Origin of the sequence: Superficieibacter sp., assembly GCF_032071645.1 — a bacterium.
In the GTDB taxonomy this organism is placed as follows: Bacteria; Pseudomonadota; Gammaproteobacteria; order Enterobacterales; family Enterobacteriaceae; genus Superficieibacter.
Genome location: NZ_DAMAPU010000002.1, coordinates 47776 through 72082, shown reverse-complemented (window position 1 = coordinate 72082; position 24307 = coordinate 47776). Strand labels below are relative to the sequence as shown.

Here is a 24307-nt window from a genome sequence, read left to right as displayed (position 1 = left end):
GCTAAAACTCAAACTGATAGAGCAAATCGAGCGCCTGATCTATGCCAGACACCGCTTCAAGATATAGCTTAGGCATCAGACGATAGCGTAACGTGAGAGTTGCCAGCGAGTCAAAAATACCGACACCGTATTTCACCTGTAGCCCTGGCAGGACGTAACCACTCACGACGACCTGCGACGAATCCCCGACACCCTGGGTATCCAGCGCCAGATTGCTTACGCCAAACGTCTCGCCGATTTTACCCACAACCTGCCCACTTTGTGCAACCCCCAGACCCACTAACATTGACGTCATGGCGTCACTATCGCTCTGCTCGCTGTCCAGACCCTGACCGCGCAGCAGATAGGAGAGCGCTTCCTGCTGCGACATCGCCGGGTCAGAGAACACTTCGGCCTTCGGCTCGTCCGCCGTGCCGGTGACGCGCACGCCTGCGATCACGTCGTTCTCCGTCGATTCCGGGTTACGGATCGCCTCAATATTCAGTAACGGCTGATCCGGCGGGCCGGAGAACAGCAGCTCACCTTTACGCACAATCAAATCCTGGCCGTAAGCGTGGAAGCGCCCTTCAGGAATATTAATTTGTCCGTTAAGCCCCAGCCCCTGTTTATCCTGGGCCACTTTCAGATCGCCGGTCAAACGGGCCTTCAGGCCAAACGCATCAATGCGCACGTTGTTGCCGACGTGAACCACCAGATTACTGTTGATCGGGATCGACGCGGTTTTCGGCTCTTCCGGCTGCAAATCGTTTTTCAGCATGACTTCATCGCTGGAGACGCCGACGGCGCTTTCCGGCAGCTCGTGAACCACAATACGCGCCCACGGCACGTCCGCGCTGCCGTCTAACGTGAACAGCTGCGGCGTGGCGGTGAAGACAATATCCGGCGACACGTCCAGTCGCACCATCGGCGGCACGGTGATCCGCACGCGGCTGCCTTTCGCCGCCACGCGGGCGCGCCAGTTGTCGATCTGGCTCCAGTCCGCATCGCCGTTCAGCGCAATGTCACCCTGTCCGGTGCGCACCACGCCCTGCAACGTCGAACTCATGCCGTTAAAGTTCATCGCCAACTGGCTCGGCTGCATATCAAACGGCATAAAGTTGCCGTCGATTTCCGCGCCGGTGAGCTGCATCTGACCAAAAATCTGCGGGCTTTGCGCATTGCCTGCCAGACGCAGACCGGCGTTGAGCGTGCCCGTCGCTTTCTCCCCGCGCGAGAAGATCGCGTTGATCATCGCCAGCGAGAAGTTGCGAATGTTGACGTTGCCGCCGAGGTTACGCTGCCCCTGCGGATCGCTAATCTGCACCTGCCCATCAAACTGGCCGTTATTGGTCAGACGCATCAGCCAGTCAAGCTGCGCGCGATTGTTACGCAGCTCGGCGTTGAGATTAAGGGTGTCAAACGCCACCGGTAGCGGCGCATCGTTGACGATTTGCGTGACCTTAACGTTACGGCCTGAGAGACTGACTTTGCCCTGCGGCAGACCTTCTTTAGTGGTGTCCCAACTGACGTCAGCGTTGCCGCTGAACACGCCGCTGGCCTGGGTGGCTTCTGGCATAAAGGGTTTCAGCATCGCCAGGTCGAAGCGGTTCATATTGACCACCGCGCGTCCTTCCGCACCCGCATCGATAGTTTGCGGCACGCACAGTTCTGCATTCGGGTTAGTCCAGCAGTGTGGCCCGATGCTGATTTTTTGTTCCTGATTACGGAAATCCAGCGCCACCGCACGGTTTTGCGCCCACGGCCCGACCGGCGTCTGGAAGCGGGTATTACTGAGCGTGCCTTTCCAGCGCTGCGCCTGACGGTCAAAACTGCCCGCCAGATCGAGCTGCCCGGAAACCGGTTCGCCCTGCATCCGTAGCTGAAGCTGGTGCTGCTTCTCGCTGCCCTTCGCATCCAGCGTCAGCAGGCGGACATTAATATCGCCCTGCGCGATACGCTCAACGCGCACGTTCAGCGTTCCGGCAATCTGATCGGTGGATTTAATGTCACCTTCAATGCGCGCCTGCGCTATCGAAAGCGCCTGCCAGCGCAGGCCGCGCGCGGTAATATCCGCCAGTAGCTGCGGCGCGTCCACCGTTCCGCGTACTTTCAGCAGCCCTTTCGCTGTCCCGCCCAGCCCCGGTAGCGCGTTATCCAGCCCCGGCGCGTCGATGGTGGCGTCAAGGTTGAGATCTTTGACGCCCAGCTCGCCCTTCACATCGGCGTTATTGCGACCCAGCGCCAGATGCAGGCCAGGAATGGTCCACTGTAAATAGCTGTTGCCCTTCAGCGAACCGTCCACTTCAACCTTATTCTGCTTAACGTTACCGGTGATTTTCATCTCCGGCACGTCCACCTGCCAGCTTCCGCCGTACAGACTGCCGCGCGTTTTGATCAGCCCGTTCAGCTTCGACGGCCAGTCCGGGAACTCTTTGGCGGTGTTAATTCCCTTCAGCGCCAGCTCGCCGCGCCAGCTAATCGCCTGCTGCCAGTCAAGCAGCGCTTTCAGTTCGGTAGAGCCCTGGAGCGCCGCCACCGTCAGTTTGTCGAGGTTAATCTGCTGCTCGTTGCCTTTCGCATCCAGCGTAATGGTTGCCGGTGGGATCGCCTGCCCTTTCACCGCAGTACGGAATGAAAGGATGTAATCGGTCATTTTACCGGTCAGTTTGAGCTTCACATCGTCGGCCTGATACTGCTTCTCGCCGGTAAACGGCCAGTAAAGTTGCTGGCTGGTAATGTCCAGATTCAGCGGCAGCCCGGCCTCCGCCAGTCGGGTTTGTCCACGCAGGACCATATCAACCGGGCCGGAGAGATTAACGCCGATCTCCAGCTGTTCACGCAGCGCGCCGCCCACTTTGAGCTTCACTTTTTCGCCCTTCAGCGGATCGACGTTCAGGGTGCTGTTCAGCGTAATATCGACCGGCCAGTTATCCGCCAGCCTGGCGCTGCCGGTGGCGTTAAGCGTGCCCTGGTTGGCATCAATATCCAGCGCGTCCAGTTTCGTATTCCCGTCGATGCTGCTGACCTTAAGCAGCATATTGCGCACGGTGATATCGGTATCGCCGGTAACGCGCAGTTGCTCGCCGCGAAACTCCTCGATATTCAGGTTTAGCGGCAGATGAACGTCGGTCATTTCCGGCAGCACCGGCTTCGAGAACAGATCCTTCAGCGTCGCGCCGAGCGGTTTTTCGTCCGGGCGCGGGTTATCGATTTTCGGCTCGACCACCTCTTCCTGTGCCACCTCCGCCACTTTCGGCAGGGCAATCAGCAGCCCCTGAAGCGACGTCGGCGTCACGGTGAGGTTTTTATCCTGCCAGTTCAGGCCGGAAGAAAAATGCATCACCGAGACGGTGGTGTCATCGATTTTAATATTGACGTTATTGAGCGCAATGCGGCTTAAGGTGATGGGATACGGCGTGGAGAGATCCAGCGGCCCGCTATCCTCTTCTTCCTTCTGCGCGGCGGGCGGCATTTTTTTGGTGTCCACCGTCACGTTAATATCAGAAAGCGCGATGTCATTTACGCACAGACTGCTTTGCTTCAGGCAAGCCAGCTTAACGGAAAGATGCACCTGCCCGGCATTGACCGCCACGCCGGGCTGGTCGTAGCGAACGTTTTTTAGCGTCAGATCGCGCCAGCCGCCCGTGACCTGCCCAATTTCCAGCCCCGGCACCCAGCGATTCGCCGCGTTGAATACCAGATGCAGGCCGGTTTTGCTGCCCACCAGGAACGCGACTGTTCCCAGCAGCAGAATGACAAAAATCAGTACGCCGAGGCTGATCTTCTTCCATAAACTCATAATTCTGGCCCCAGACCGATGTAAAACTGTAGATCGTGTTTATCTTTGTCGCCTACCGGCACGGCAAAGTCGAGCTTAATTGGCCCCACCGGTGACTGCCAGCGCACGCCGACGCCGGAGCCGGTTTTGAAATCGCTCTTGCGGATGTCGCTCACCGCTTCACCGCTATCCACAAACACCGCGCCCCACCATTTTCCGGTCACGTTGTACTGATATTCCAGCGATCCGGTCGCCAGCTTTGACGCCCCTTTCAGCTTGCCATCGCTGTCTTCCGGTGAAATCGATTTATATTTATAGCCGCGAATACTGCGATCGCCCCCGGCGAAGAAACGCAGATCCGGCGGCACGCGGTCGAAATCGCCGGTCTCGATCCAGCCGAGATTGCCGCGCATCACGAAGCGGTGCTTATCATACAGCGAGCGGATCCAGACGTTCTGCGCCTGGAAAACGGAGAAATCGACATCTGAACCCCAGGCGGTGTTGGAATAATCAATGGAATAGCGCTGGGAATCGCCCCACGTCGGCATCAGGCCGCCGCGCGAGCGGGTACGGCTGATCATTACGCCTGGATAGAGCAGCATGGTGGTATGGGTTTCACTGCCCTGGGTAAAGTGGTCGAGGCTCCAGCGCAGGTTAATGGCGCGCTGCCAGCCACTCGACAAATCCCAGTAGCGTGACAGCGCCAGGGTGGTGGAGTCGGCTTCGGTATCGTTCAGATCGGTACGCTTGACGCCGCCCTGCACCAGATAATACTGCTCCAGCGGATTTTTCAGCAGCGGCACTTTATAACTGAAATCCAGCACCTGTTCCGGCGCGGAAATGCTGGCGCTGGTGGTCAGACTGTGGCCGTAAGAGTTCATCCACGGCTTTTTCCACGTCGCTTTCACGCGCGGCCCAACGTCGGTGGAGTAACCGACGCCGGTTTCAATGGTGTTTTCAACGCGCGGAGAAACTACGCCGTGCAGCGGCAGCACTTTGGTTTTACGCGCTTTGTCGAATTCCGGGGCCACGATGACCGAATTAAACCAGCCGGTGGCGGAAAGCCTGCGGTTCAGTTCCGCCAGATCCTTCGACTGGTAATAATCGCCTTCTTTAAACGGCACCAGATTTTGCAAATACTCATCGCGGATCTGCGAATTCTCAAAGGTCACTTTGCCGAAGCGGTAACGTTCGCCGCTGTCATAATCGATATCCCAGAAAGCCTGATGGCGGTCGAGCGCCACGCCAAGTTGGCTTTTTTTGAATTCGCTGTCGAAGTAGCCCTTACGCAGCGATACGCTGGTCAGCCCTTTTTTGAAGTGCTCATAGTCGCCGTGATTCAGCACCGTGCCGATTGCCGGGCGTTTGTGAAGAAGATCGAGATAGTCGTGGTCGGTACGCGCACCTCCGCGCAGGATCACATTCGTGCCGCCGATGCGCACCGGCTCGCCGGGCGAAACGCGGGCAAGCAGCACCTGACGCCCTTTTGCCGGAGGCGGGCGCAGTTCAAAATCAATGGTCGGCTCGTAGTAGCCCAGCGCTTTAAGTCCTTCCCGGATCGCATCATCCACGCGCGCGCGGAATCGCTGGTCCGGCGTCACCTCGTCGCTCTCAATAGTCGAAAGCTGGGCGCGCACGTTCTGCTGGAGCTGGCCTGTTAGCCCTTCAACCTGCAAACGCACGTTTGCCGCGCTGGCGGTACCGCTGAGCAACAGTAAACTGGCCCAGCCTAACTGGCGGATTTGTAGCACATTTTCTCCTGAATATCCTTGTCTCCACCCCTGCTGGAAACGAACTGTCACTCCCTGACGTTACAAAGCCTTCACAATCAGGCTTGAAAAACAGACAACATCCCAAATATTTCTTATGTTTAAATCTAGACTGATTCAGCGTGTTTATTGTGTTAAAAGACACGCTTCGTTACAACCCTAACGACAATTTCTGTTTCGGGAGAACAGCATCATGAGTTTATTCGACAAAAAAGAGGTGGTTTCTCAGGCCGATGCGCTGCCCGGACGCAACACGCCCATGCCGGTCGCCACGCTTCATGCGGTCAATCAACACTCAATGACCAACGTGCCGGACGGGATGGAGATCGCGATCTTTGCGATGGGCTGCTTCTGGGGCGTCGAGCGCCTCTTCTGGGTGCTGCCCGGCGTTTACAGCACTGCGGCGGGCTACTGCGGCGGCTATACGCCAAACCCGACCTACCGGGAAGTCTGCTCCGGGCAAACCGGTCATGCCGAAGCAGTACGCGTGGTCTACGATCCTGCCATCACCAGCTACGAGCAACTGCTTCAGGTGTTCTGGGAAAATCACGATCCGGCTCAGGGAATGCGTCAGGGCAACGATCACGGCACCCAGTATCGCTCCGCGATTTATCCGTTAACGCCGGAACAGGATGCAGCCGCCCATGCCAGCCTGGAGCGTTTCCAGTCGGCAATGCGCGCAGCGGGCGACGATCGTCACGTCACCACCGAAATTAAAACGGCGACGCCGTTCTACTATGCGGAAGACGATCACCAGCAGTATCTGCATAAGAATCCGTACGGGTATTGCGGGATCGGCGGGATTGGCGTGTGTTTGCCACCGCAGTAATGAAGAGTTACCCGCCTTCCGGCGGGTAACGTTATCAGAAGGAATTACTGACCAAACTTAACCGGCTGATCGCGGTAAGCTTTCAGCTTCGCACGCATCCAGCGGCTACTGTTGCGGTTTACCGCGCTCACCACACCGGTGGTCGCGCCGCCGCCAACCTGCACGTGGAAAATACCGCGTGACGGGAAATCAATGTACTTCGGCTCGGTGAAATCCCACTGGTGACGGCTGAACAGCTCCTGCGCATTGTGGCCCATCATGCCAGCGTGAGCGTCGAGGAATTCGATATTAAGCAGATCGGCGTTAATTGCCGCCACAGAGTTACCGATTTCCGGGTGGCCCATCAGGTAGCTGCCGCCCGTTCCCCAGAACTGCTCTTCCAGCTCGCCGACCTGCTCTGAAACCGTTGCCAGACGGCTGGCCGGAACCTGCCACGGCAGCACGGGCTGACGTAAATGACGGCTCAGCGACGCGCAGAAATCGAAAGTCCGATCCCACTCATACGGCGTATAGCAGTAGCCGTTTTTGTAGGCGCGGGCAGTGAAATCATCTGCTTCATAGCGGTCAGCGGCCATAAAATCCGCGCCCTTAGCGATAGCTTTGATGCCGTCGGCACGGGTATATTCCGTATCCTCAAACACGCCAACCAGCAGAGCGTACTGGGCGGAGAGTTTACCGGCCAGTTCAGGCGTGATGGTCATTTTCTTCTTCGCGCCGTCAATCGGATCGAATACGTCGTCGTAGGTAAAGTCGTTGTAAACCCACTGTGAACCGCCGACGCTCCACAGGTTAAGCTGCCAGCCCAGCACGACATCCGGCGCGATCGCGCGAACCATCCAGTTGACGCCTTTGATATAGCCTTTCAGGGTATCGGTGATCCCTGCCGGAACCGCAATGTTGATGCCATGATGCGCCAGTGCCTCTGCCAGCGGCTTACGTACCGGGATCGGGTAATCCGGGGAGAAACCGTACTTCTGGCATTCACCGAGATAATCCGGGTTAACAATAAACCCAGCCGGTACCGGATGCGCGTCATCTTTCATCGCCTGCGCCATTTGCAGCGCCTGAATAAAGTTAGCAAAGCTGAACTGATGACGAACCGGATCGTCAATGATGCGCTCTACGTCGCCCAGCGACAGGTTGCAGGTGTACGAAACCATCACCGGCAGCACCTTATCGCCGGTTTTTGCTTCTACATCGCGCGCCATCTGAATAATTTTGGTCGTCGGCTCTTTTGCCGGATCGAGGTAGCCGGATGCATCGCCCATACCGTCATCACCGGAATATTTAAACAGCGAGGAAATGCGGGCTTCCGCAAAATCTTCCACGTTAGACGGCGACATATCAGCGCAACCGCCAAAGCTCAGGAAGTCAGGGAATCCCTTCACGCGCAGATTTGCGCCTTCGGTGACGGTCAGTGTTAACGTCAGCGGCGAACCGTTTTCAACGCGCAGCGTCTGCGAAGCGACGTCAATATAATGCACCACGCCGTCGTGGATCACCGTGGCAGCAATAATCTGATAATAGCCCTGCGCCAGCGTGACGGACGGAGCGTGGCTACCGGATTGCATCGGCAGACCGGCAAACAGATACTGACGCGCATCCGCGCCAATCAGACGTAAATCAAACGCCGCAGCAACCGCTTTAACGGCATTCACTTTAATGGTCAGTTTTGCGGAACCCGCCTGGGTTTCATCGTTCTGGCGGATCTGCGCATCGCTAAAAACAATATCGTGGAGCTTGTTATCCAGCGCGCCGTTGGCCGCCGCAAAAACATAGTGAATATTATTCAGGTGAACGTCATGGATGCGCACCGAATAATTACCCTGAATCGGCAGATTTTCCAGACGCTGTTTTTGACCAGCACGCATGGTGAAACGCAGTTTTTCAATGCCGTTTTCCAGACATACCACGTTCAGATCTTCACCATACAGCGCATGAGACGCAGGTAAATTCACCGCTACATCCAGAGTGGTGCTGCGTTCAGTGCGGGCAAAACTAATATCCAACTGGCTGCGCTGGCCTTTGTTGATAATAACCTCAGAGGCACTCAGCTTCACCGCTGCGCGAACCGTACCTTCCGCAGTACGTAATTCAGCGACCGTGGCGATCCAGGTTCCCGCGTTAACAGAAAACGTATTCATCCCTGCTTTCGGGTGCAGAATTTCTTTTTTCTCCCCGCGCACCAGCACCAGTTCCAGCACAGACTTTTCCAGCCCGGCAGGAAGCGCGGCACAGTTGACGACCAGTTCGCCCGCGACGCTGGTTTCTTCGTCCGCCGCAACGGTGAAGGAGTCTTTGAACGAGGACCATTTTGGCGCAGCGTCGGAAGAGACGTTAACGCCCATATGGATCTGGGCAATCGCGTTGCCAATCGCACCGCCATCCGCTGCGGTAATGGTCAGTTTGATATCAAAAACGCCGTTGGAGACTTCGGTCGATTCAATCTGCGTTTTTAATTCGCGCCACGGGTTAGTAGAAATCGTAATATCGCCTTCAGTGATTTTTCCCGGCGCGCTGAAGGTCAGGACCATTTTTTCTTTGATATCAATACCGGCACCGGCTTTTGCTTTAAAGTCGGTGATATCTAAGGTTGGATACCAGGTATCGTTATTAAAATTAAGCGTGAAATCTAATTGCATTTTCTGTCCCTGCTAAATGTGGGTAATAAAGAAATGGAGGGTTTACCTTGTAATGCGATATCTGGCTCGCTTTAGTTATAAAGATATCGACTGCCATCTATTCGCTATTCAGGCACTTTTAGTTATAATCCGGGATAAATAAAAATACATCTATTATTCTGTGGCGATGATATTTTATGAGTGAATATCATCTGGGGCACCTGCGATAATCTATTCCACAGTGCGAATTTCGTTAATCAATGATAAAAATGAGGTCAGTAATGAGAATAATGTTGATAAATTATTGTGCTCATCTTAATGGCTGAGATCATGATTTTACTGGCACAAAATAATACGCCCGTTCGTTCACGGGCGCGCGTATTAACCCGCCTGCTCAGCCCGCGCCGCATATCTCGTCGCATTCAGCACCGTACCGTACTCCAGCACCCTTCCCTGTAGCAGCAAATTAAACACCGCTGCCTGCGGGCGGTTAAGGCGGTTTTGCAGCAGATGCACCGCCTCGACGCCCAGCTCGCGGCAGGGAACGGCGATGCCGGTGACGGGATGGCGCATTCTTTTTTCCAGATGCCAGGCAAAATCAGTGACCAGCAGGGAAATATCTTCCGGCATCCGCAACCCGTGCCTGTCCAGCGCGCGCTGCACGCCAATCGCCATTTCCGCGCAGCCGCATAAAATCGCTTCCGGCCAGTGTTCGCGGGGATGGGCGGACAGCCAGGTATCCATCGCCGATTCCGCCTCATCCGGTGAAAACGCCTCGGTGATCAGCAAATCGTGCTGCGGATCGAACGGCGTGCGGTAGTCGCGATAAGCCTCTTTGATCCCCTCCAGCCGCGCGTACAGCGTCTCGCGCCGCAGGCAGGTTAACGAGATAATGCGCCGATAGCCGCGCTCAAACAGATAACGCGCGGCGCTGTAGCCAATCGCCCGGTGATCGGGCGATACGCAGTCCAGCTGCATCTCGCGGTCAACAGAGTTAATCAGCACGCAGGGTTTATTGAGGGTTGCTGCCAGTTTGAAAATAGTCGGATCGTCAGTGCCGATAATAATAATGGCGTTGATATTTTTATTACTGGCCCGGTCGAGAAACAGTTTTAAATCCGGGCGCTGCTCTTCCAGCCCGCAGTAGCTGAGGTAGACATCGTGGGCGGCAGTGGCGTCGGCAATGCCCTTCGTCACTTCATGATAAAAAACGTCGCCGCGTGCGGTAAAGGTGCGGCCCGGTGCGAAAACGGCAATGCCGTTAACGTACAATCTGCCGCTACTCAGTTCATCCAGCACGCCCAGTTTTCGGGCGCATTGCACGATGGCTTCGCGCGCTTTTTCGCTGGTATAGGATTTTCCACTTAGCACGCGCGAGACGGTACTGATCGAATAGCCGGTAGCCACCGCAATTTCATCCATTTTTAGCCTGCCAGCCATTATGTGACCCCGCTCCCAATCAATATCTGCAAATATTTGCAGAAACAATCCAATGATTTTAAAGCGCTTTCATCAGACATTGCGCAAGTTCTTCGTATCTCTGCGAGCATTCTCACAAATTGTGTTTGTCCTCCCCCATGCCCTTACATATTTTCGCGACATGACTTATTTCAGCAAATATAAGGTGTGACATGGAAAGCGTTCGTTTTGGCATTATCGGCGTGGGTAATATCGGCACGGTCCACGCGCGTTATTTACTGGCAGGTACAGTTCCCGACGCTCGCCTGACCGCAGTGTGCGATAACAATCCGGCGAAGCATAACGCCATCCGCAAGCTGGTCGGCAACGAGATGCCGATTTTCAACGATGCGCAATCGCTGCTGGAGAGCGGCCTGATTGACGCGGTCATTGTCTCCACGCCGCATTACGCGCACCCGGAGCTGTCAATGCTGGCGATGCGTCACGGCATCCATACGCTGTGCGAAAAACCCGCGGGCGTTTATACCGCGCAGGTCCGTGAAATGAATGCGTTCGCCCGGCAGTGCGATGTGGTCTTCGGGATGATGTTTAATCAGCGCCCTAACCCGCTGTACCAGAAAGTAAAAGATCTGATTGTGAGCGGTGAGCTGGGCGAAATCCGCCGCTCCAACTGGATCATCACCAACTGGTATCGCTCGCAGAGCTATTACAATTCCGGCGGCTGGCGCGCGACGTGGAAAGGCGAAGGCGGCGGCGTGCTGCTGAATCAGGACCCGCACCAGCTCGACCTCTGGCAGTGGCTGGTCGGAATGCCGGTACGGGTGCGCGCCTTCTGCCAGTTTGGTAAGCATCGCCAGATTGAAGTCGAAAACGAAGTGACCGCTTACGCCGAATACGCCAACGGCGCAACGGGGGTATTTATTACTACCACCGCCGAAGCGCCGGGGACCAATCGTCTGGAAATCGCTGGCGATCGCGGCAAGATCGTCGTCGAAGAGGGCAAATTACGCTTCTGGCGACTGCGTGAATCAGAAACCGAGTTCAACGCCCGCTGGGAGAATGGTTTCGGCGAGCCGGAATGCTGGGAAGTTTCGGTCCCGACCGGCCCGGAATGCAGCGATCATCACGTCATCACCGCGAACTTTACCGCCGCCGTTCTGCACGGAACGCCGCTGATTGCGCCCGGTCAGGAAGGGATCAACGGCCTGACGCTCTCCAACGCTATGCATCTCTCCACGTGGCTGGACGACTGGGTCGCGCTGCCGATTGATGAAGCCCGCTACTACGCGCTGTTACAGCAGCAGATCGCCACTTCCGTTGAAAAAACAACCGAAAGCCGCACGCTGGACGCTTCCGGCAGCTGGTAAATAAGGGGACAGCACATGCTCAACATCGCCATCGTGGGAACCGGGAATATTTCCCACAACCATATTCAGAGCTATTTACAGTTTGCCGACCGCTGCAACATTGTCGCGCTGGTCGATATTTACCCGGAAAAAGCCGAGAAGAAAAAGCAGCGCTACGGCCTGACAGCGGCGACGGTTTACAGCAGCCACGAGGAGATGCTGGAAGCCGAAACAGGTGTCGATATTGTTGACGTCTGTACGCCGCCATATGTTCACGCCGACATCTCCATTAACGCTCTGAACGCCGGGAAGCACGTCCTGTGCGAAAAACCGATGGCCGCCTCGTTACAGGAGTGCGATGCGATGATCGCCGCGCAGAAGAAAAGCGGCAAAATTCTGTCGATCATTGCGCAAAACCGCTTCACCGACGCCTTCTGGCGGCTGAAGAAAGCGGTAGATTCCGGCGAGCTGGGGAAAATTTGCCATGCGCAGGTCGATTCTTTCTGGTGGCGCGGACACTGCTATTACGATCTGTGGTGGCGCGGAACGTGGGAGAAAGAAGGCGGCGGCTGCACGCTTAATCATGCGGTGCATCACATTGATGCCATCCAGTGGATGCTGGGCTTTCCGTCGGAAGTGGTGGCAATGATGACCAACGTAGCGCATGACAACGCCGAGGTGGAAGATCTCTCCGCCGCCATTTTCCGCTATCCCGGCGGTGCGCTGACGCAGCTTACCGCCTCAGTGGTGCATCACGGTGAAGATCAGAAAATCGTTATTCAGGGCGACAAAGCGCGGATTTCTGCACCATGGAAGGTATGGGCCAGCGTCTCTGCCGATAATGGCTTTCCGCAAAATGCGCGTGATACCGAACGCGAAGCGCGTCTGAATGCGGTCGTTCAGGCGACGCCAGCGCTGACCTGGACGTTGCACAGCGGACAAATCGACAATCTGCTCACCGCCACAGAACGCAATATTCCGCCGCTGATCGACGGCGTTCAGGGCAAGCTCTCGCTGGAACTCATCACTGCGATTTATAAATCGTCCATTACCCGCCAGGTGGTGTCACTGCCCATCCGCTCCGACGACCCTTACTACCGGACCGGCGGACTGCTGTCGCTGGCTCCGCACTTCTACGAAAAAGCTGCCTCAGTGGAAAACTTCAGTGAAGTAGGCGCGATCCCGCTGGGCAAAGATCTGGATACAGGAGTACAAAAATGAGCATAAATGATGGCATGAACTATGCCCCGAAGGGTAAGCCTCAGCCAGTGGTACAGGCGGGAGAGTTTATTATCGCCGCCGCCGCGCTCGATCACGGCCATATCTACGGCATGTGCAACGGACTCATCGAAGCGGGTGCAACCCTGAAATGGGTATACGACCCCGACCCGGCAAAAACAGAAGCCTTTGGGCGCCAGTATCCGACGGTGCAAATCGCCGAGTCTCTGGAAACCATTCTTCAGGATCAACACGTCCAGCTTGTCGCGGGCGCAGCCATTCCGTCAGAACGCTGCGCGCTGGGCCTGAAGGTGATGGACGCGGGCAAGGATTATTTTACCGACAAGGCGCCACTGACCACCCTGGCGCAACTGGATGCCGCGAAGCGCAAGGTGGCGGAAACCGGGCGGAAATACGCCGTCTACTACAGCGAACGCCTGCACGTTGAAAGCGCCGTCTTTGTCGGGCAACTGGTCCAGGACGGCGCTATCGGACGCGTCATGCAGACGCTCGGCGTGGGGCCGCACCGCGAAGGCCAGGGCCGCCCGGACTGGTTCTATGAGAAAGCCTTTTTTGGCGGTATTTTGTGCGATATCGGCAGCCATCAAATTGAACAATTTCTGTTTTATACCGACAATAGCGACGCGCATGTGGTGGCAAGCCAGGTGCGTAACGTCAACCATCCGCAATATCCGCAGTTTGAAGATTTTGGTGATGCCATGCTGGCGGGCGATAACGGCGCAACCGGCTATTTTCGCTGCGACTGGTTTACGCCGGATGGCCTTTCCAGCTGGGGCGACGGACGCCTGACTCTGCTCGGCACCGAAGGCTATATCGAAATCCGCAAATACGTCGATATCACCCGTGGCGAACAGGATGTGGTCTATCTGGTCAATAAAGACGGCGAATTTCGCTACCCGGTGGCGGGCAAAGTGGGCTTCCCCTTCTTTGGCGAACTCATCAGAGACTGCCTCAACCGCAGCGAAAACGCGATGAGCCAGGCACACACTTTCAAAGCCGCCGAGCTGTGCGTGAAAGCGCAGATGCTGGCGAATGCGGTGCGCTAAGGAGAAGGCCATGCGAACCCTGAACGCGGCGATTATCGGCTGCGGCGCAATCCATATCTGCCACGTTGAAGCGCTCCTGCATACGCCGGGAGCCGCCCTGCGGGCGATTGTTGATACCCAGGTCGAAAAAGGACAAACGCTGGCGATGGCCTACGGCTGCCACTTTTATCATGACTACCGGGAAATGCTGCGCGATGATGCCATTGACGTGGTGCATATCTGCACCCCGCACTATCAGCATAAAGCGATGATCCTCGACGCGCTGACGGCGGGCAAAGCGGTGTTTTGCGAAAAGCCGGTGGGCATGAACAGCCTCGAAGTCGCTGAAATCGCGCAGGCAGTTGCCGCTACGGCGTGCAGGCTGGGCGTGTGTTATCAGAATCGCTAGAACCCCACCAGCCAGGCGATCCGCGAAGTATTACAGTCAAACGCGCTGGGGAAAATGCTCAGCGTTAAGGCCGTACTGACCTGGTCTCGATCCGGCAACTACTACAGCAACAGCCCGTGGCGCGGGCGTTTTGCCACCGAAGGCGGCAGCCTGCTGATTAATCAGGCGATCCATACCCTGGATCTGATGCAGTGGTTTGCCGGTGGCGTCATGCGGGTGAAAGGCGTGGTGGACAGCGGCCCGCTGGCGGACACTATCGAGAACGAAGATAGCGCAATGGCAACCCTCGCCATGTACAACGGCGCGCGCGGTTTGTTCTGGGCCAGCAATAATCACACCGCCGATTCCCCGCTGCTGCTGGAGATCCACTGCGAAAAGGGGCTGCTCCAGCTAAGAGATAATATTCTCTGGCAAATTACCGCTGATACGCCGGTAAAACTGGCCAACGATAACCCGCCCACCGATAACGGTAAAAATTACTGGGGAGCAGGGCATCAAAAAGCAATAGCGCACTTTTATCAGGCTGTTCAGAACGGCGACAATAACGATTATATCGATATTCAGCAGGCGGCTAAATCATTACATCTTGTGGAGGCTATATACCGCTCATCGCAATTACGACAATGGATTAACATTCCGCGTTAACGTTATTTTTCAGTATTACAGGGCACCCGGCAATAAGCCGGGTGCCCACTTCGAGAGGTTCACCCCGCCGCAGCGGGAAGGTATTTTTGCGGGCGGGAAGGTGCAGCCGCGCAAAAGTACGATGGCGCTGGCGATCCTGCTCTTCGTCACTTTCGCCTGGCTGGCGGTAGCTTTTATACAACCCAGGAATTTAAGCTCGCCCTGACAGCCACGTCAGGGCTTTTAACCCCCGCTGGCAGCTTTCCCCCGCCTTACGCTATACTAGCCGGGAAATTGCCGATCCAGCGCCTTCGGATCGGTTATCGTAGCGTTCAAACTTCCCTTCCGAGGATCTGGCTTATGGCTGGATAAGATATGTTAAACAGTATTTTAGTAATACTTTGCCTGATTGCCGTAAGTGCGTTTTTCTCGCTGTCTGAGATCTCACTTGCCGCCTCACGAAAGATAAAACTCAAGCTTCTCGCCGATGATGGCAATATCAATGCGCAACGCATTTTAAAAATGCAGGAGAACCCTGGCACTTTCTTTACCGTGGTACAAATTGGTCTGAACGCCGTCGCCATTTTAGGCGGTATCGTCGGTGATGCGGCGTTTTCTCCGGCGTTTTATGGCGTATTGATCAACTTTGTCTCGCCGGAACTGGCGGAACAGTTCAGCTTTATTATCTCCTTCTCCCTCGTCACCGGCATGTTTATTCTCTTTGCTGACCTGACCCCGAAACGCATCGGTATGATTGCGCCAGAAGCCGTGGCTTTGCGCATCATCAACCCGATGCGCTTCTGCCTGTTTATCTTCACTCCGCTGGTATGGTTCTTTAACGGCATGGCGAACAACTTTTTCCGCCTGTTCAAACTGCCGATGGTGCGTAAAGACGACATCACTTCCGACGATATTTACGCGGTGGTGGAAGCGGGCGCGCTGGCAGGCGTGCTGCGTAAACAGGAGCATGAACTGATTGAGAACGTGTTTGAACTGGAATCGCGCACCGTTCCGTCTTCTATGACCTCACGTGAAAATATCATCTGGTTCGATCTGCATGAAGATGAGCAGAGCCTGAAGAATAAAATATCGGAGCATCCGCACTCTAAGTTTCTGGTTTGTAAAGACGATATCGATCACATCATCGGCTACGTTGATTCCAAAGATCTGCTGAATCGCGTGCTGGCGAATCAAAGCATGGCGCTGAGCAGCGGCCTGCAAATTCGCAATACGCTGATTGTGCCGGATACGCTGACCCTTTCCGAAGCGCTGGAAAGTTTTAAAACGGCGGGTGAAGATTTTGCGGTGATCATGAATGAGTACGCGCTGGTGGTTGGCATCATTACCCTTAATGATGTCATGACCACGCTGATGGGCGATCTGGTGGGTCAGGGAATGGAAGAGCAGATCGTCGCCCGCGATGAAAACTCCTGGCTCATCGACGGCGGCACGCCAATTGACGACGTGATGCGCGTACTGGACATCGACGATTTCCCGCAGTCGGGCAACTACGAAACCATCGGCGGCTTTATGATGTACATGCTGCGTAAAATCCCCAAACGTACCGACTCGGTGAAATTCTCCGGCTATAAGTTTGAGGTGGTGGATATCGATAACTACCGTATCGATCAGCTGCTGGTAACGCGCATTGACAGCAAACCGACGGTGCTGACGCCGAAGCTGCCGGACGCGGAAGAAAAAGGCGCGGCGTAATTTCCTTCCTGCACAAACATCAACGGCCCCATCCGGGGCCGTCTTTTATGTACTGCTTTTATTTACTGCATAGCACGTTGATTAAGCCATCTCAGTTTGCAGATGCAACACCTGACGATTGACTTCAGACATCACAGAAAAATGCTGTTTGTCCTTCACTTTCGGGATAAGGATTTTGCCCTTATCAAACTCAAAAGCGCCTACGTCCTTGATGTACAACCGTCCACGGAACAGGATCTTCACGTACTTCGCCACCTGACGCGGGTTGTAGCGTTGGAAAATTTTCATTCTTGTATACTCCTGCTGAAGATTACGCCCTTGCGGTGCCACATTTGGACCGACAGTTCTAAGACGCAAATTTTAATGCCCTATGACTATAGACCAGAACGTCCTGGTAACACAGTGTGTATAAGTTTATTTACCGTTTGATTACAATTATTCAGAATTTTCTTTTTAGGCATAGAACAAAAGCAGTATAAGCATTCATTTTTTTCGGGATATGTGCGCTCTACCGCAAATTGGCATCGTGCTTGCGGGTAAAGGGCATTGATCGCATTTATGCTTAAATCACCGCGCCAAGTGGTCGGATCACCTGCATATAAAAAGGAAAAACCATGACTCTACGAACGCTGATGGCATCCGTGTGCCTGCTATTGCCGATGCTGGCTTCTGCTCATAGCTTTAAAGAAAACCAGCGCGTGCCGCCGGTGGGCATCGCCGATCGCGGCGAGCTGATGCTGAGTAACGATAAGTTTAGCTACAAAAACTGGAATAGCGCGCAGCTCAGCGGGAAAGTGCGACTCCTGCAACACATTGCGGGTCGCACCTCGGCCAAGGAGAAAAACGCAACGCTGGTGGAAGCCATCAAAGCGGCGAATTTCCCGCATGACAAGTACCAGACCACCACCATCATCAACACCGATGATGCCATCCCCGGCTCGGCGATGTTTGTACGCAGCAGCATTGAGAGCAATAAAAAGCTTTACCCGTGGTCGCAGTTTGTTGTCGACAGCAACGGTGCTGCGCGTCAGGCCTGGCAACTGGAAGAAAAAGGGTCCGCCGTGGTGGTGCTGGATAAAGACGGTCGCGTGCAGTGGGCCAAAGACGGCGCGCTGACCCAGCAGGAAGTGCAGCAGGTGGTTAGCCTGCTGCGTCAGCTTCTTAGTAAATAGATACCCGGAAGCCGGGGTTGAGGAAGGATTCACGCGGGGTGTAATCCAGGGTTTTGCCCTGCCAGTCGTGAACGTGTGCCCCGGCGGCAACGGCGACCGCGTGGCCTGCGGCGGTGTCCCAGGCGTTGGTAGGCCCAAAGCGTGGATAAAGTTGGGCCTGCCCTTCCGCCACCAGACAGAATTTCAGTGAAGAGCCGATGGACGTGGTCTGATGCTCGCCGAGCTGCTGGAGATATTCCTGCAACTCCGGGTCGTTCGAATGAGAACGGCTAATCACCACCAGCGGCGGGCGGGCGTCGCGCACCTGAATCGGGTTGCGCACCCCGCACTCCTCTTTCCAGGCTTTTCCTTCCGCCGCGCTGTACATCACGTTCAGCACCGGGGCATAGACCACGCCGATCACCGGTTTACCCTGCTCAATCAGCGCAATATTGACGGTAAACTCGCCGTTGCGTTTGATAAATTCTTTAGTGCCGTCGAGCGGATCGACCAGCCAGAAACGTTGCCAGTGCTGGCGCACCTGCCACGACGGAGGATCTTCCTCCGACAGTACCGGGATATCCGGCGTCAGCGCTTTCAGCCCCTGCAAAATGACCTCATGCGCGGCAAGATCCGCCGCCGTGACCGGGGAATCATCTTCTTTACGTACCACATCCATTGGCCGTGCCCCGTCATAGACCTGCATAATCGCATCGCCCGCATTCCGTGCCAGCTCACATAGTTGTTGTAGCATTCTCCACCTCGCTAAATGGCAGTGGTGTTAACTCATTGTTTTGTTTATACCCGATCAGGGAAGAATTCGCCATCTGTGATAACAACTGCGGTTTTGTTAGCCCAATTCATGGCAAGATTCACACTTCTGTAAGCAACAAAACGTATATACATTTTCTTTTGTGCCTCAGATCGAAAAAAGGACGCCTCTGATGATTAAGTTTAGTGCAACGCTCCTGGCTACGTTGATTGCAGCGAGCGTGAATGCGGCAACGGTGGATCTCCGCATTATGGAAACCACTGATTTGCATAGTAATATGATGGACTTTGATTACTACAAAGATACGCCAACGGAAAAATTCGGACTGGTCCGCACCGCCAGCCTGATTAACGCTGCCCGCCATGAAGTGAAGAACAGCGTGCTGGTCGATAACGGCGACATCATTCAGGGCAGCCCGCTCGGCGATTATGCGGCGGCAAAGGGTCTGAAGAAAGGGGATATTCACCCGGTTTATAAGGCGCTGAATACCCTGGATTACGCCGTCGGCAACCTCGGCAATCACGAATTTAACTACGGCCTCGATTATCTCAAAAACGCGCTGGCGGGGGCGAAATTTCCCTACGTCAACGCCAACGTGATTGATGTTAAAACGCAAAAACCTCTGTTCACGCCTTACCTGATCAAAGAGACGCAGGTTGAAGATCAGGATGGCAAAACGCACGCCCTGCGCATCGGTTATATCGGCGTGGTGCCGCCGCAGATTATGACCTGGGATAAAGCCAATCTTGCTGGCAAAGTCACGGTCAATGACATTACCGAAACCGTGCGCAGCTACATCCCGCAGATGCGCGCCCAGGGCGCGGACATCGTCGTTGTGATTGCTCACTCCGGTTTATCCGCCGATCCGTACAAAGCAATGGCGGAGAACTCAGTGTACTATCTCAGCGAAGTGCCGGGCGTGGATGCGATTATGTTCGGTCACGCGCACGCCGTTTTCCCGTCGAAAGATTTTGCCAGTATCAAAGGCGTTGACCTGCAAAAAGGCACCCTTAACGGCGTTCCGGCGGTGATGCCGGGAATGTGGGGCGATCATTTAGGCGTGGTCGATCTGGTGCTCAGCAACGACACGGGCAAGTGGCAGGTCAGCCAGGGCAAGGCACAAGCGCGTCCGATTTACGATGCGGCGGCAAAAAAATCCCTCGCGGCGGAAGATGAAAAACTGGTTGGCATTCTGAAGGCCGATCACGATGCGACCCGCGATTTTGTCAGCAAGCCGATTGGTAAATCCGCCGACAACATGTACAGCTATCTGTCACTGGTGCAGGACGATCCGACCGTGCAGGTGGTGAACAACGCGCAAAAAGCTTATGTAGAACACTATATTCAGGGCGACCCGGATCTGGCGTCGCTGCCGGTACTTTCTGCCGCCGCGCCTTTTAAAGCGGGCGGGCGTAAAAACGATCCGGCGAGCTTCGTTGAGGTGGAAAAAGGCCAGCTCACTTTCCGCAACGCCGCCGATCTCTACCTGTACCCCAATACGCTGGTAGTGGTAAAGGCGACGGGTAAAGAGGTGAAGGAGTGGCTGGAATGTTCTGCCGGACAGTTTAATCAAATCGATCCGCACAGTACCCGGCCGCAGGCGCTGATTAACTGGGAGGATTTCCGCACCTATAATTTTGACGTGATCGACGGCGTAAAATATCAGATTGATGTGACGCAGCCCGCGCGCTATGACGGCGAGTGCCAGTCGATTAACGCCGACGCAGAACGTATCAAAGACTTGACGTTTAACGGGAAGCCCATCGATCCCGGCGCGACGTTCCTGATCGCCACCAATAACTATCGTGCTTACGGCGGCAAGTTTGCCGGTACGGGCGACAGCCATATTGCCTTTGCCTCGCCGGACGAAAACCGCTCCGTGCTGGCAACGTGGATTGGCGCTGAATCAAAGCGGGCCGGAGAGATCCACCCGGCGGCGGATAATAACTGGCGTCTTGCGCCCATTCACAGCGATGTGAAGCTGGATATCCGTTTTGAAACCTCGCCGTCTGATAAGGCCGCAGCGTTTATCAAAGAGAAAGCGCAGTACCCGATGCATCACGTCGCCACCGATGACATCGGCTTCGCGGTGTATCAACTGGATTTACAGCAGTAACCGTCGCGCAGCCCGGCAGCTTGCCGGGCTGTTACGCGGCACGCTCACCGCGCGTTGCCAGCACTTCCGGCAGATTCAGTTCAATCCAGTCCGCCAGCGCCGCCACCTTTTCACTCACCTGCTCGCCGAGCGGCGTCAGGCTATATTCCACGTGTGGCGGCACCACCGGATAAGACACCCGGTTCACGAAGCCATCCATCTCCAGCGCCTGTAACGACTGCGCCAGCATCTTTTCACTGACGCCGCCCATTTTGCGCCGCAGATCGCTGAAGCGATGCGTGCCGTCGCGCAGAGCAACGAGGATCAGCACCCCCCAGCGGCTGGTGACATGCTTAAGCACATCGCGCGACGGACACTGTTCCGCAAACAGATTACCGTTACGCAACTGTTCGCTTAAGGTTAAATTCGCCATTTTCATACTTACCTTTTTGTACGTACTTACTAAAAGTAAGTTTAGGTGTTAGCGTGAGCAAACACAAGACAAACAGAGGAACAGACCATGATTGCGATTACCGGTACAACAGGTCAGCTCGGCCAGCTCGTCATTAAAGAACTCCTGAAAACCGTGACCGCCAGTGACCTGGTGGCAATTGTCCGCAACCCGGCCAAAGCGCAGGCGTTAAGCGAACAGGGTGTTACCGTGCGCCAGGCTGACTATAACGATGAAGCGGCCCTGACCGCCGCGCTGGCGGGCGTTGAAAAACTGCTGCTGATCTCTTCAAGCGAGGTGGGCCAGCGCGCCACCCAGCATCAGAATGTGATCAACGCCGCCGCTGCTGCCGGGGTGAAATTCATCGCCTATACCAGTCTGCTGCACGCCGATACATCACCGTTGGGGCTGCACGTTGAGCACGTTGCGACCGAGAACGCGCTGGCGCAATCCGGCATTTCTTACGCGCTACTGCGTAACGGCTGGTATACCGAAAATTACCTTGCCAGCGCTCCGCCAGCGCTGGAGCACGGCGTGTTTATCGGCGCAGCGGGCGAAGGTAAAATCGCCTCCGCAACGCGCGCCGATTACGCCGCTGCCGCCGCGAAGGTCATTAGCGAAGAGGGCCACGCCGGGAAAGTCTACGAACTGGCTGGTGACGAAGCGTACACTTTAAGCCAGCTCGCCGCAGAGCTGAGCAAACAGAGCGGTAAAAACGTCGCGTATCAGAACCTCAGTGAAGCCGATTTTGCCGCCGCGCTGAAAGGCGTGGGCCTGCCGGACGGCCTGGCGGAGATGCTGGCAGATTCTGATACCGGTGCCTCGAAAGGCGGCCTGTTTGACGACAGCCACACGCTAAGCGCGCTGATCGGCCGTCCGACCACATCGCTGGCGGAGAGCGTGAAGGCCGTTCTCTGATGTTACAAATGCGTTAATTTTTGTAGCATCCCACCGGGCCATCCCCGATAATACGGCGATGGCCCGCGTGGAGAAAACCAGTGCAAGGCGTTCCCGAACAGTTCAGCGATGAAAGAGACCGCGCCCGCATTCGCCATCTGGCGCAAATCCCCGGCGTTGAACTTTATCACGCCCATATTTCCCGTTACGCCTTTGAACCCCACACCCATGAAGCCTTCGGCATTGGCGCGATTGAAGCGGGGGGCCGAACGCTTTCGCTACGGCATCACTCCGGTACGCGATCAAAAGCAGGTTGCCCGGCGCTAATGCGCAATCTCATACAATATTCTGCGCGGGCTGACGCTTACACTCGCCGTTTATCCGGGAAAGGTGACGAGAATGATTAGCGGCGTACTGTATGCCCTGCTGGCAGGGCTGATGTGGGGATTGATATTCGTCGGGCCGCTAATCGTGCCGGAATACCCGGCGGTGTTGCAGTCGATGGGACGCTACCTGGCGCTGGGGCTGATTGCGCTACCGCTGGCCTGGCTGGGACGCGCCCGGCTCAAGCAACTCAGCAAAAATGACTGGCTGACCGCGCTGGCGCTGACCATGATGGGCAATCTGATCTACTATGTCTGCCTTGCGAGCGCTATCCAGCGCACCGGCGCGCCGGTGTCAACAATGATTATCGCGACGCTGCCGGTGGTGATCCCGGTGTTTGCCAATCGGCTTTACAGCCAGCGCGACGGCAAACTCCCCTGGCGGCGGCTGGCTCCGGCGTTGCTGTGCATTGCGGCAGGTTTGCTGTGCGTCAACATCGCCGAACTAAATCATGGCCTGCCCGCTTTTAGCTGGCCGCGCTACGCTTCCGGCATTGGGCTGGCGCTGGTGGCGGTGGTTTGCTGGGCGTGGTACGCGCTGCGCAACGCCCGCTGGCTGCGGGAAAACCCGGATAAGCACCCGATGATGTGGGCGACGGCGCAGGCGCTGGTCACGCTGCCGGTGTCGCTGGCGGGTTATCTCGCCGCCTGTCTGTGGCTGGGCAGTCAACCGCACAGTTTTCCCCTGCCCTTCGGCCCCCGGCCTGCGGTTTTCATCACCCTGATGGTAGCGATTGCGATCCTCTGTTCCTGGATTGGCGCACTGTGCTGGAACATCGCCAGCCAGCGTCTGCCGACGGTGATCCTCGGTCCGCTGATTGTTTTCGAAACGCTCGCCGGTCTGCTTTATACCTTCCTGCTCCGTCAGAGCCTGCCGCCGCTGCTGACATTTAGCGGCATCGTCCTGCTGGTGCTCGGCGTGGTGATGGCGGTGCGCGCAAAGCCGGAAAAGCCAACCGTCCGACCTCTCAGTACGCAAATAAAATAGCCGACTATCCCAAAGAGGTATTCCTTATCCTCAAAGATGCATTTAAAATGCACCTTATATTTTACTGATGAGGTCACTGCTATGACTTACCGTGAACAGGCTTTAGGGGAACTGGCGCTTTCTATTCCGCGCGCCTCCGCGCTGTTTCGTAAATACGATATGGATTACTGCTGCGGCGGTAAGCAGACGCTGGAACGCGCTGCCTCACGCAAGGAGCTGAACGTTGCCGCTATCGAAGCTGAACTGGCAAAACTGGCGGAGCAGCCGGTCGAAAAAGACTGGCGCACCGTTGCGCTGGCTGAAATCATCGATCACATCATCGTGCGCTATCACGATCGCCATCGCGAGCAACTGCCGGAGCTGATCCTCCAGGCAACCAAAGTAGAACGCGTTCATGCCGATAAACCTAATGTGCCGCGCGGCCTGACGAAGTACCTTACCGCGCTGCATGAAGAACTCTCCAGCCATATGATGAAAGAAGAACAGATCCTGTTCCCGATGATCAAGCAGGGCATGGGCCGTCAGGCCGCCGGACCTATCAGCGTGATGGAAAGTGAACATGATGAAGCGGGCGAACTGTTAGAGGTGATCAAGCTCGTCACCCAAAACGTGACGCCGCCGCCGGAAGCCTGTACGACATGGAAAGCGATGTATAACGGCATTAATGAACTGATTGACGATCTGATGGAGCATATCAGTCTGGAAAATAACGTTCTGTTCCCGCGCGCGCTGGCGGGCGAGTAACAAAAAAGGTGCCTGCGGCACCTTTTTGATAGTATCTCCGGCCGCCTGCTAAGCGGCCTTTTTTATCCGTTCAGA

17 protein-coding genes and 2 pseudogenes are annotated in these 24307 nt (G+C 55.8%); 12 read left to right on the top strand and 7 right to left on the bottom strand.

What is annotated here, in order from left to right:
• Position 1: 1 nt before the first annotated feature.
• Together tamB and tamA are read right to left on the bottom strand one after the other, a co-directional pair.
• Positions 2–3778, bottom strand: a complete 3777-nt coding sequence (gene tamB / locus RT197_RS04595) for an autotransporter assembly complex protein TamB (RefSeq protein WP_312947772.1) — start codon at positions 3776–3778, stop codon at positions 2–4.
• Positions 3775–5508 carry an autotransporter assembly complex protein TamA gene (gene tamA, locus RT197_RS04590; RefSeq protein WP_312947770.1) on the bottom strand — a complete coding sequence of 578 codons (1734 nt, stop codon included), beginning with the start codon at positions 5506–5508 and terminating at the stop codon, positions 3775–3777. Before tamA ends, tamB begins: the two co-directional genes overlap by 4 nt.
• Before the next feature lie 211 nt (positions 5509–5719).
• On the opposite strand from tamA, the gene msrA reads away from it, so the two are divergent.
• The gene (gene msrA / locus RT197_RS04585) at positions 5720–6355 is read left to right on the top strand and encodes a peptide-methionine (S)-S-oxide reductase MsrA (protein ID WP_312947768.1); all 636 of its coding nucleotides are present in this window, start codon (positions 5720–5722) and stop codon (positions 6353–6355) included.
• 44 nt (positions 6356–6399) lie between these two features.
• Here the strand turns inward: msrA and RT197_RS04580 are convergent, their stop codons facing one another.
• Both RT197_RS04580 and RT197_RS04575 read right to left on the bottom strand, forming a co-directional pair.
• Positions 6400–8997 carry a hypothetical protein gene (locus RT197_RS04580; RefSeq protein WP_312947766.1) on the bottom strand — a complete coding sequence of 866 codons (2598 nt, stop codon included), beginning with the start codon at positions 8995–8997 and terminating at the stop codon, positions 6400–6402.
• 360 nt (positions 8998–9357) lie between these two features.
• Positions 9358–10416, bottom strand: a complete 1059-nt coding sequence (locus RT197_RS04575) for a LacI family DNA-binding transcriptional regulator (protein ID WP_312947763.1) — start codon at positions 10414–10416, stop codon at positions 9358–9360.
• 191 nt (positions 10417–10607) lie between these two features.
• Here RT197_RS04575 and RT197_RS04570 point away from each other — a divergent pair, with 191 nt between their 5' ends.
• The 5 genes and pseudogenes from RT197_RS04570 (at position 10608) to RT197_RS04550 (ending at position 16751) form a co-directional block, all read left to right on the top strand.
• On the top strand, positions 10608–11762 hold the full coding sequence (locus tag RT197_RS04570; protein ID WP_312947761.1) for a Gfo/Idh/MocA family oxidoreductase: 1155 nt from the start codon (positions 10608–10610) through the stop codon (positions 11760–11762).
• Positions 11763–11777: 15 nt separating this feature from the next.
• Positions 11778–12962, top strand: a complete 1185-nt coding sequence (locus RT197_RS04565; protein WP_312947759.1) for a Gfo/Idh/MocA family oxidoreductase — start codon at positions 11778–11780, stop codon at positions 12960–12962.
• Complete coding sequence (locus RT197_RS04560; protein WP_312947757.1) at positions 12959–14026, top strand: Gfo/Idh/MocA family oxidoreductase; 1068 nt, start codon at positions 12959–12961, stop codon at positions 14024–14026. Before RT197_RS04565 ends, RT197_RS04560 begins: the two co-directional genes overlap by 4 nt.
• A gap of 10 nt (positions 14027–14036) precedes the next feature.
• Positions 14037–15059, top strand: a pseudogene (locus RT197_RS04555) (Gfo/Idh/MocA family protein).
• A gap of 354 nt (positions 15060–15413) precedes the next feature.
• Complete coding sequence (locus RT197_RS04550) at positions 15414–16751, top strand: hemolysin family protein (protein ID WP_312947754.1); 1338 nt, start codon at positions 15414–15416, stop codon at positions 16749–16751.
• A gap of 81 nt (positions 16752–16832) precedes the next feature.
• On the opposite strand, the gene RT197_RS04545 is transcribed toward RT197_RS04550, so the two are convergent.
• Positions 16833–17039, bottom strand: a complete 207-nt coding sequence (locus RT197_RS04545) for a DUF1107 domain-containing protein (protein ID WP_312947751.1) — start codon at positions 17037–17039, stop codon at positions 16833–16835.
• Positions 17040–17365: 326 nt separating this feature from the next.
• Between RT197_RS04545 and RT197_RS04540 the strand changes: the two genes are divergently transcribed.
• Positions 17366–17923 (top strand): YtfJ family protein, encoded by a 558-nt coding sequence (locus RT197_RS04540; RefSeq protein WP_312947748.1) that lies wholly within the window; start codon positions 17366–17368, stop codon positions 17921–17923.
• Here RT197_RS04540 and cysQ read toward each other — a convergent pair.
• On the bottom strand, positions 17913–18656 hold the full coding sequence (gene cysQ, locus RT197_RS04535) for a 3'(2'),5'-bisphosphate nucleotidase CysQ (protein WP_312947746.1): 744 nt from the start codon (positions 18654–18656) through the stop codon (positions 17913–17915). The genes RT197_RS04540 and cysQ overlap by 11 nt on opposite strands.
• Positions 18657–18846: 190 nt before the next feature.
• Here cysQ and RT197_RS04530 point away from each other — a divergent pair, with 190 nt between their 5' ends.
• Positions 18847–20790, top strand: coding sequence for a bifunctional 2',3'-cyclic-nucleotide 2'-phosphodiesterase/3'-nucleotidase (locus RT197_RS04530; protein WP_312947743.1), 1944 nt, complete (start codon positions 18847–18849; stop codon positions 20788–20790).
• 31 nt (positions 20791–20821) lie between these two features.
• On the opposite strand, the gene RT197_RS04525 is transcribed toward RT197_RS04530, so the two are convergent.
• Positions 20822–21202, bottom strand: a complete 381-nt coding sequence (locus tag RT197_RS04525; RefSeq protein WP_312947740.1) for a winged helix-turn-helix transcriptional regulator — start codon at positions 21200–21202, stop codon at positions 20822–20824.
• Positions 21203–21289: 87 nt separating this feature from the next.
• Between RT197_RS04525 and RT197_RS04520 the strand changes: the two genes are divergently transcribed.
• From RT197_RS04520 to ytfE, 4 genes and pseudogenes are all read left to right on the top strand, one after another.
• Positions 21290–22138, top strand: a complete 849-nt coding sequence (locus tag RT197_RS04520) for an SDR family oxidoreductase (RefSeq protein WP_312947738.1) — start codon at positions 21290–21292, stop codon at positions 22136–22138.
• Between the two features lie 80 nt (positions 22139–22218).
• Positions 22219–22399, top strand: a pseudogene (locus RT197_RS04515) (AraC family ligand binding domain-containing protein); the annotation flags it as partial.
• A 117-nt stretch (positions 22400–22516) separates the two neighbouring features.
• Positions 22517–23488 (top strand): DMT family transporter, encoded by a 972-nt coding sequence (locus RT197_RS04510; protein ID WP_312947736.1) that lies wholly within the window; start codon positions 22517–22519, stop codon positions 23486–23488.
• 81 nt (positions 23489–23569) lie between these two features.
• Complete coding sequence (gene ytfE / locus RT197_RS04505; RefSeq protein ID WP_312947734.1) at positions 23570–24232, top strand: iron-sulfur cluster repair protein YtfE; 663 nt, start codon at positions 23570–23572, stop codon at positions 24230–24232.
• Positions 24233–24307: the final 75 nt, after the last annotated feature.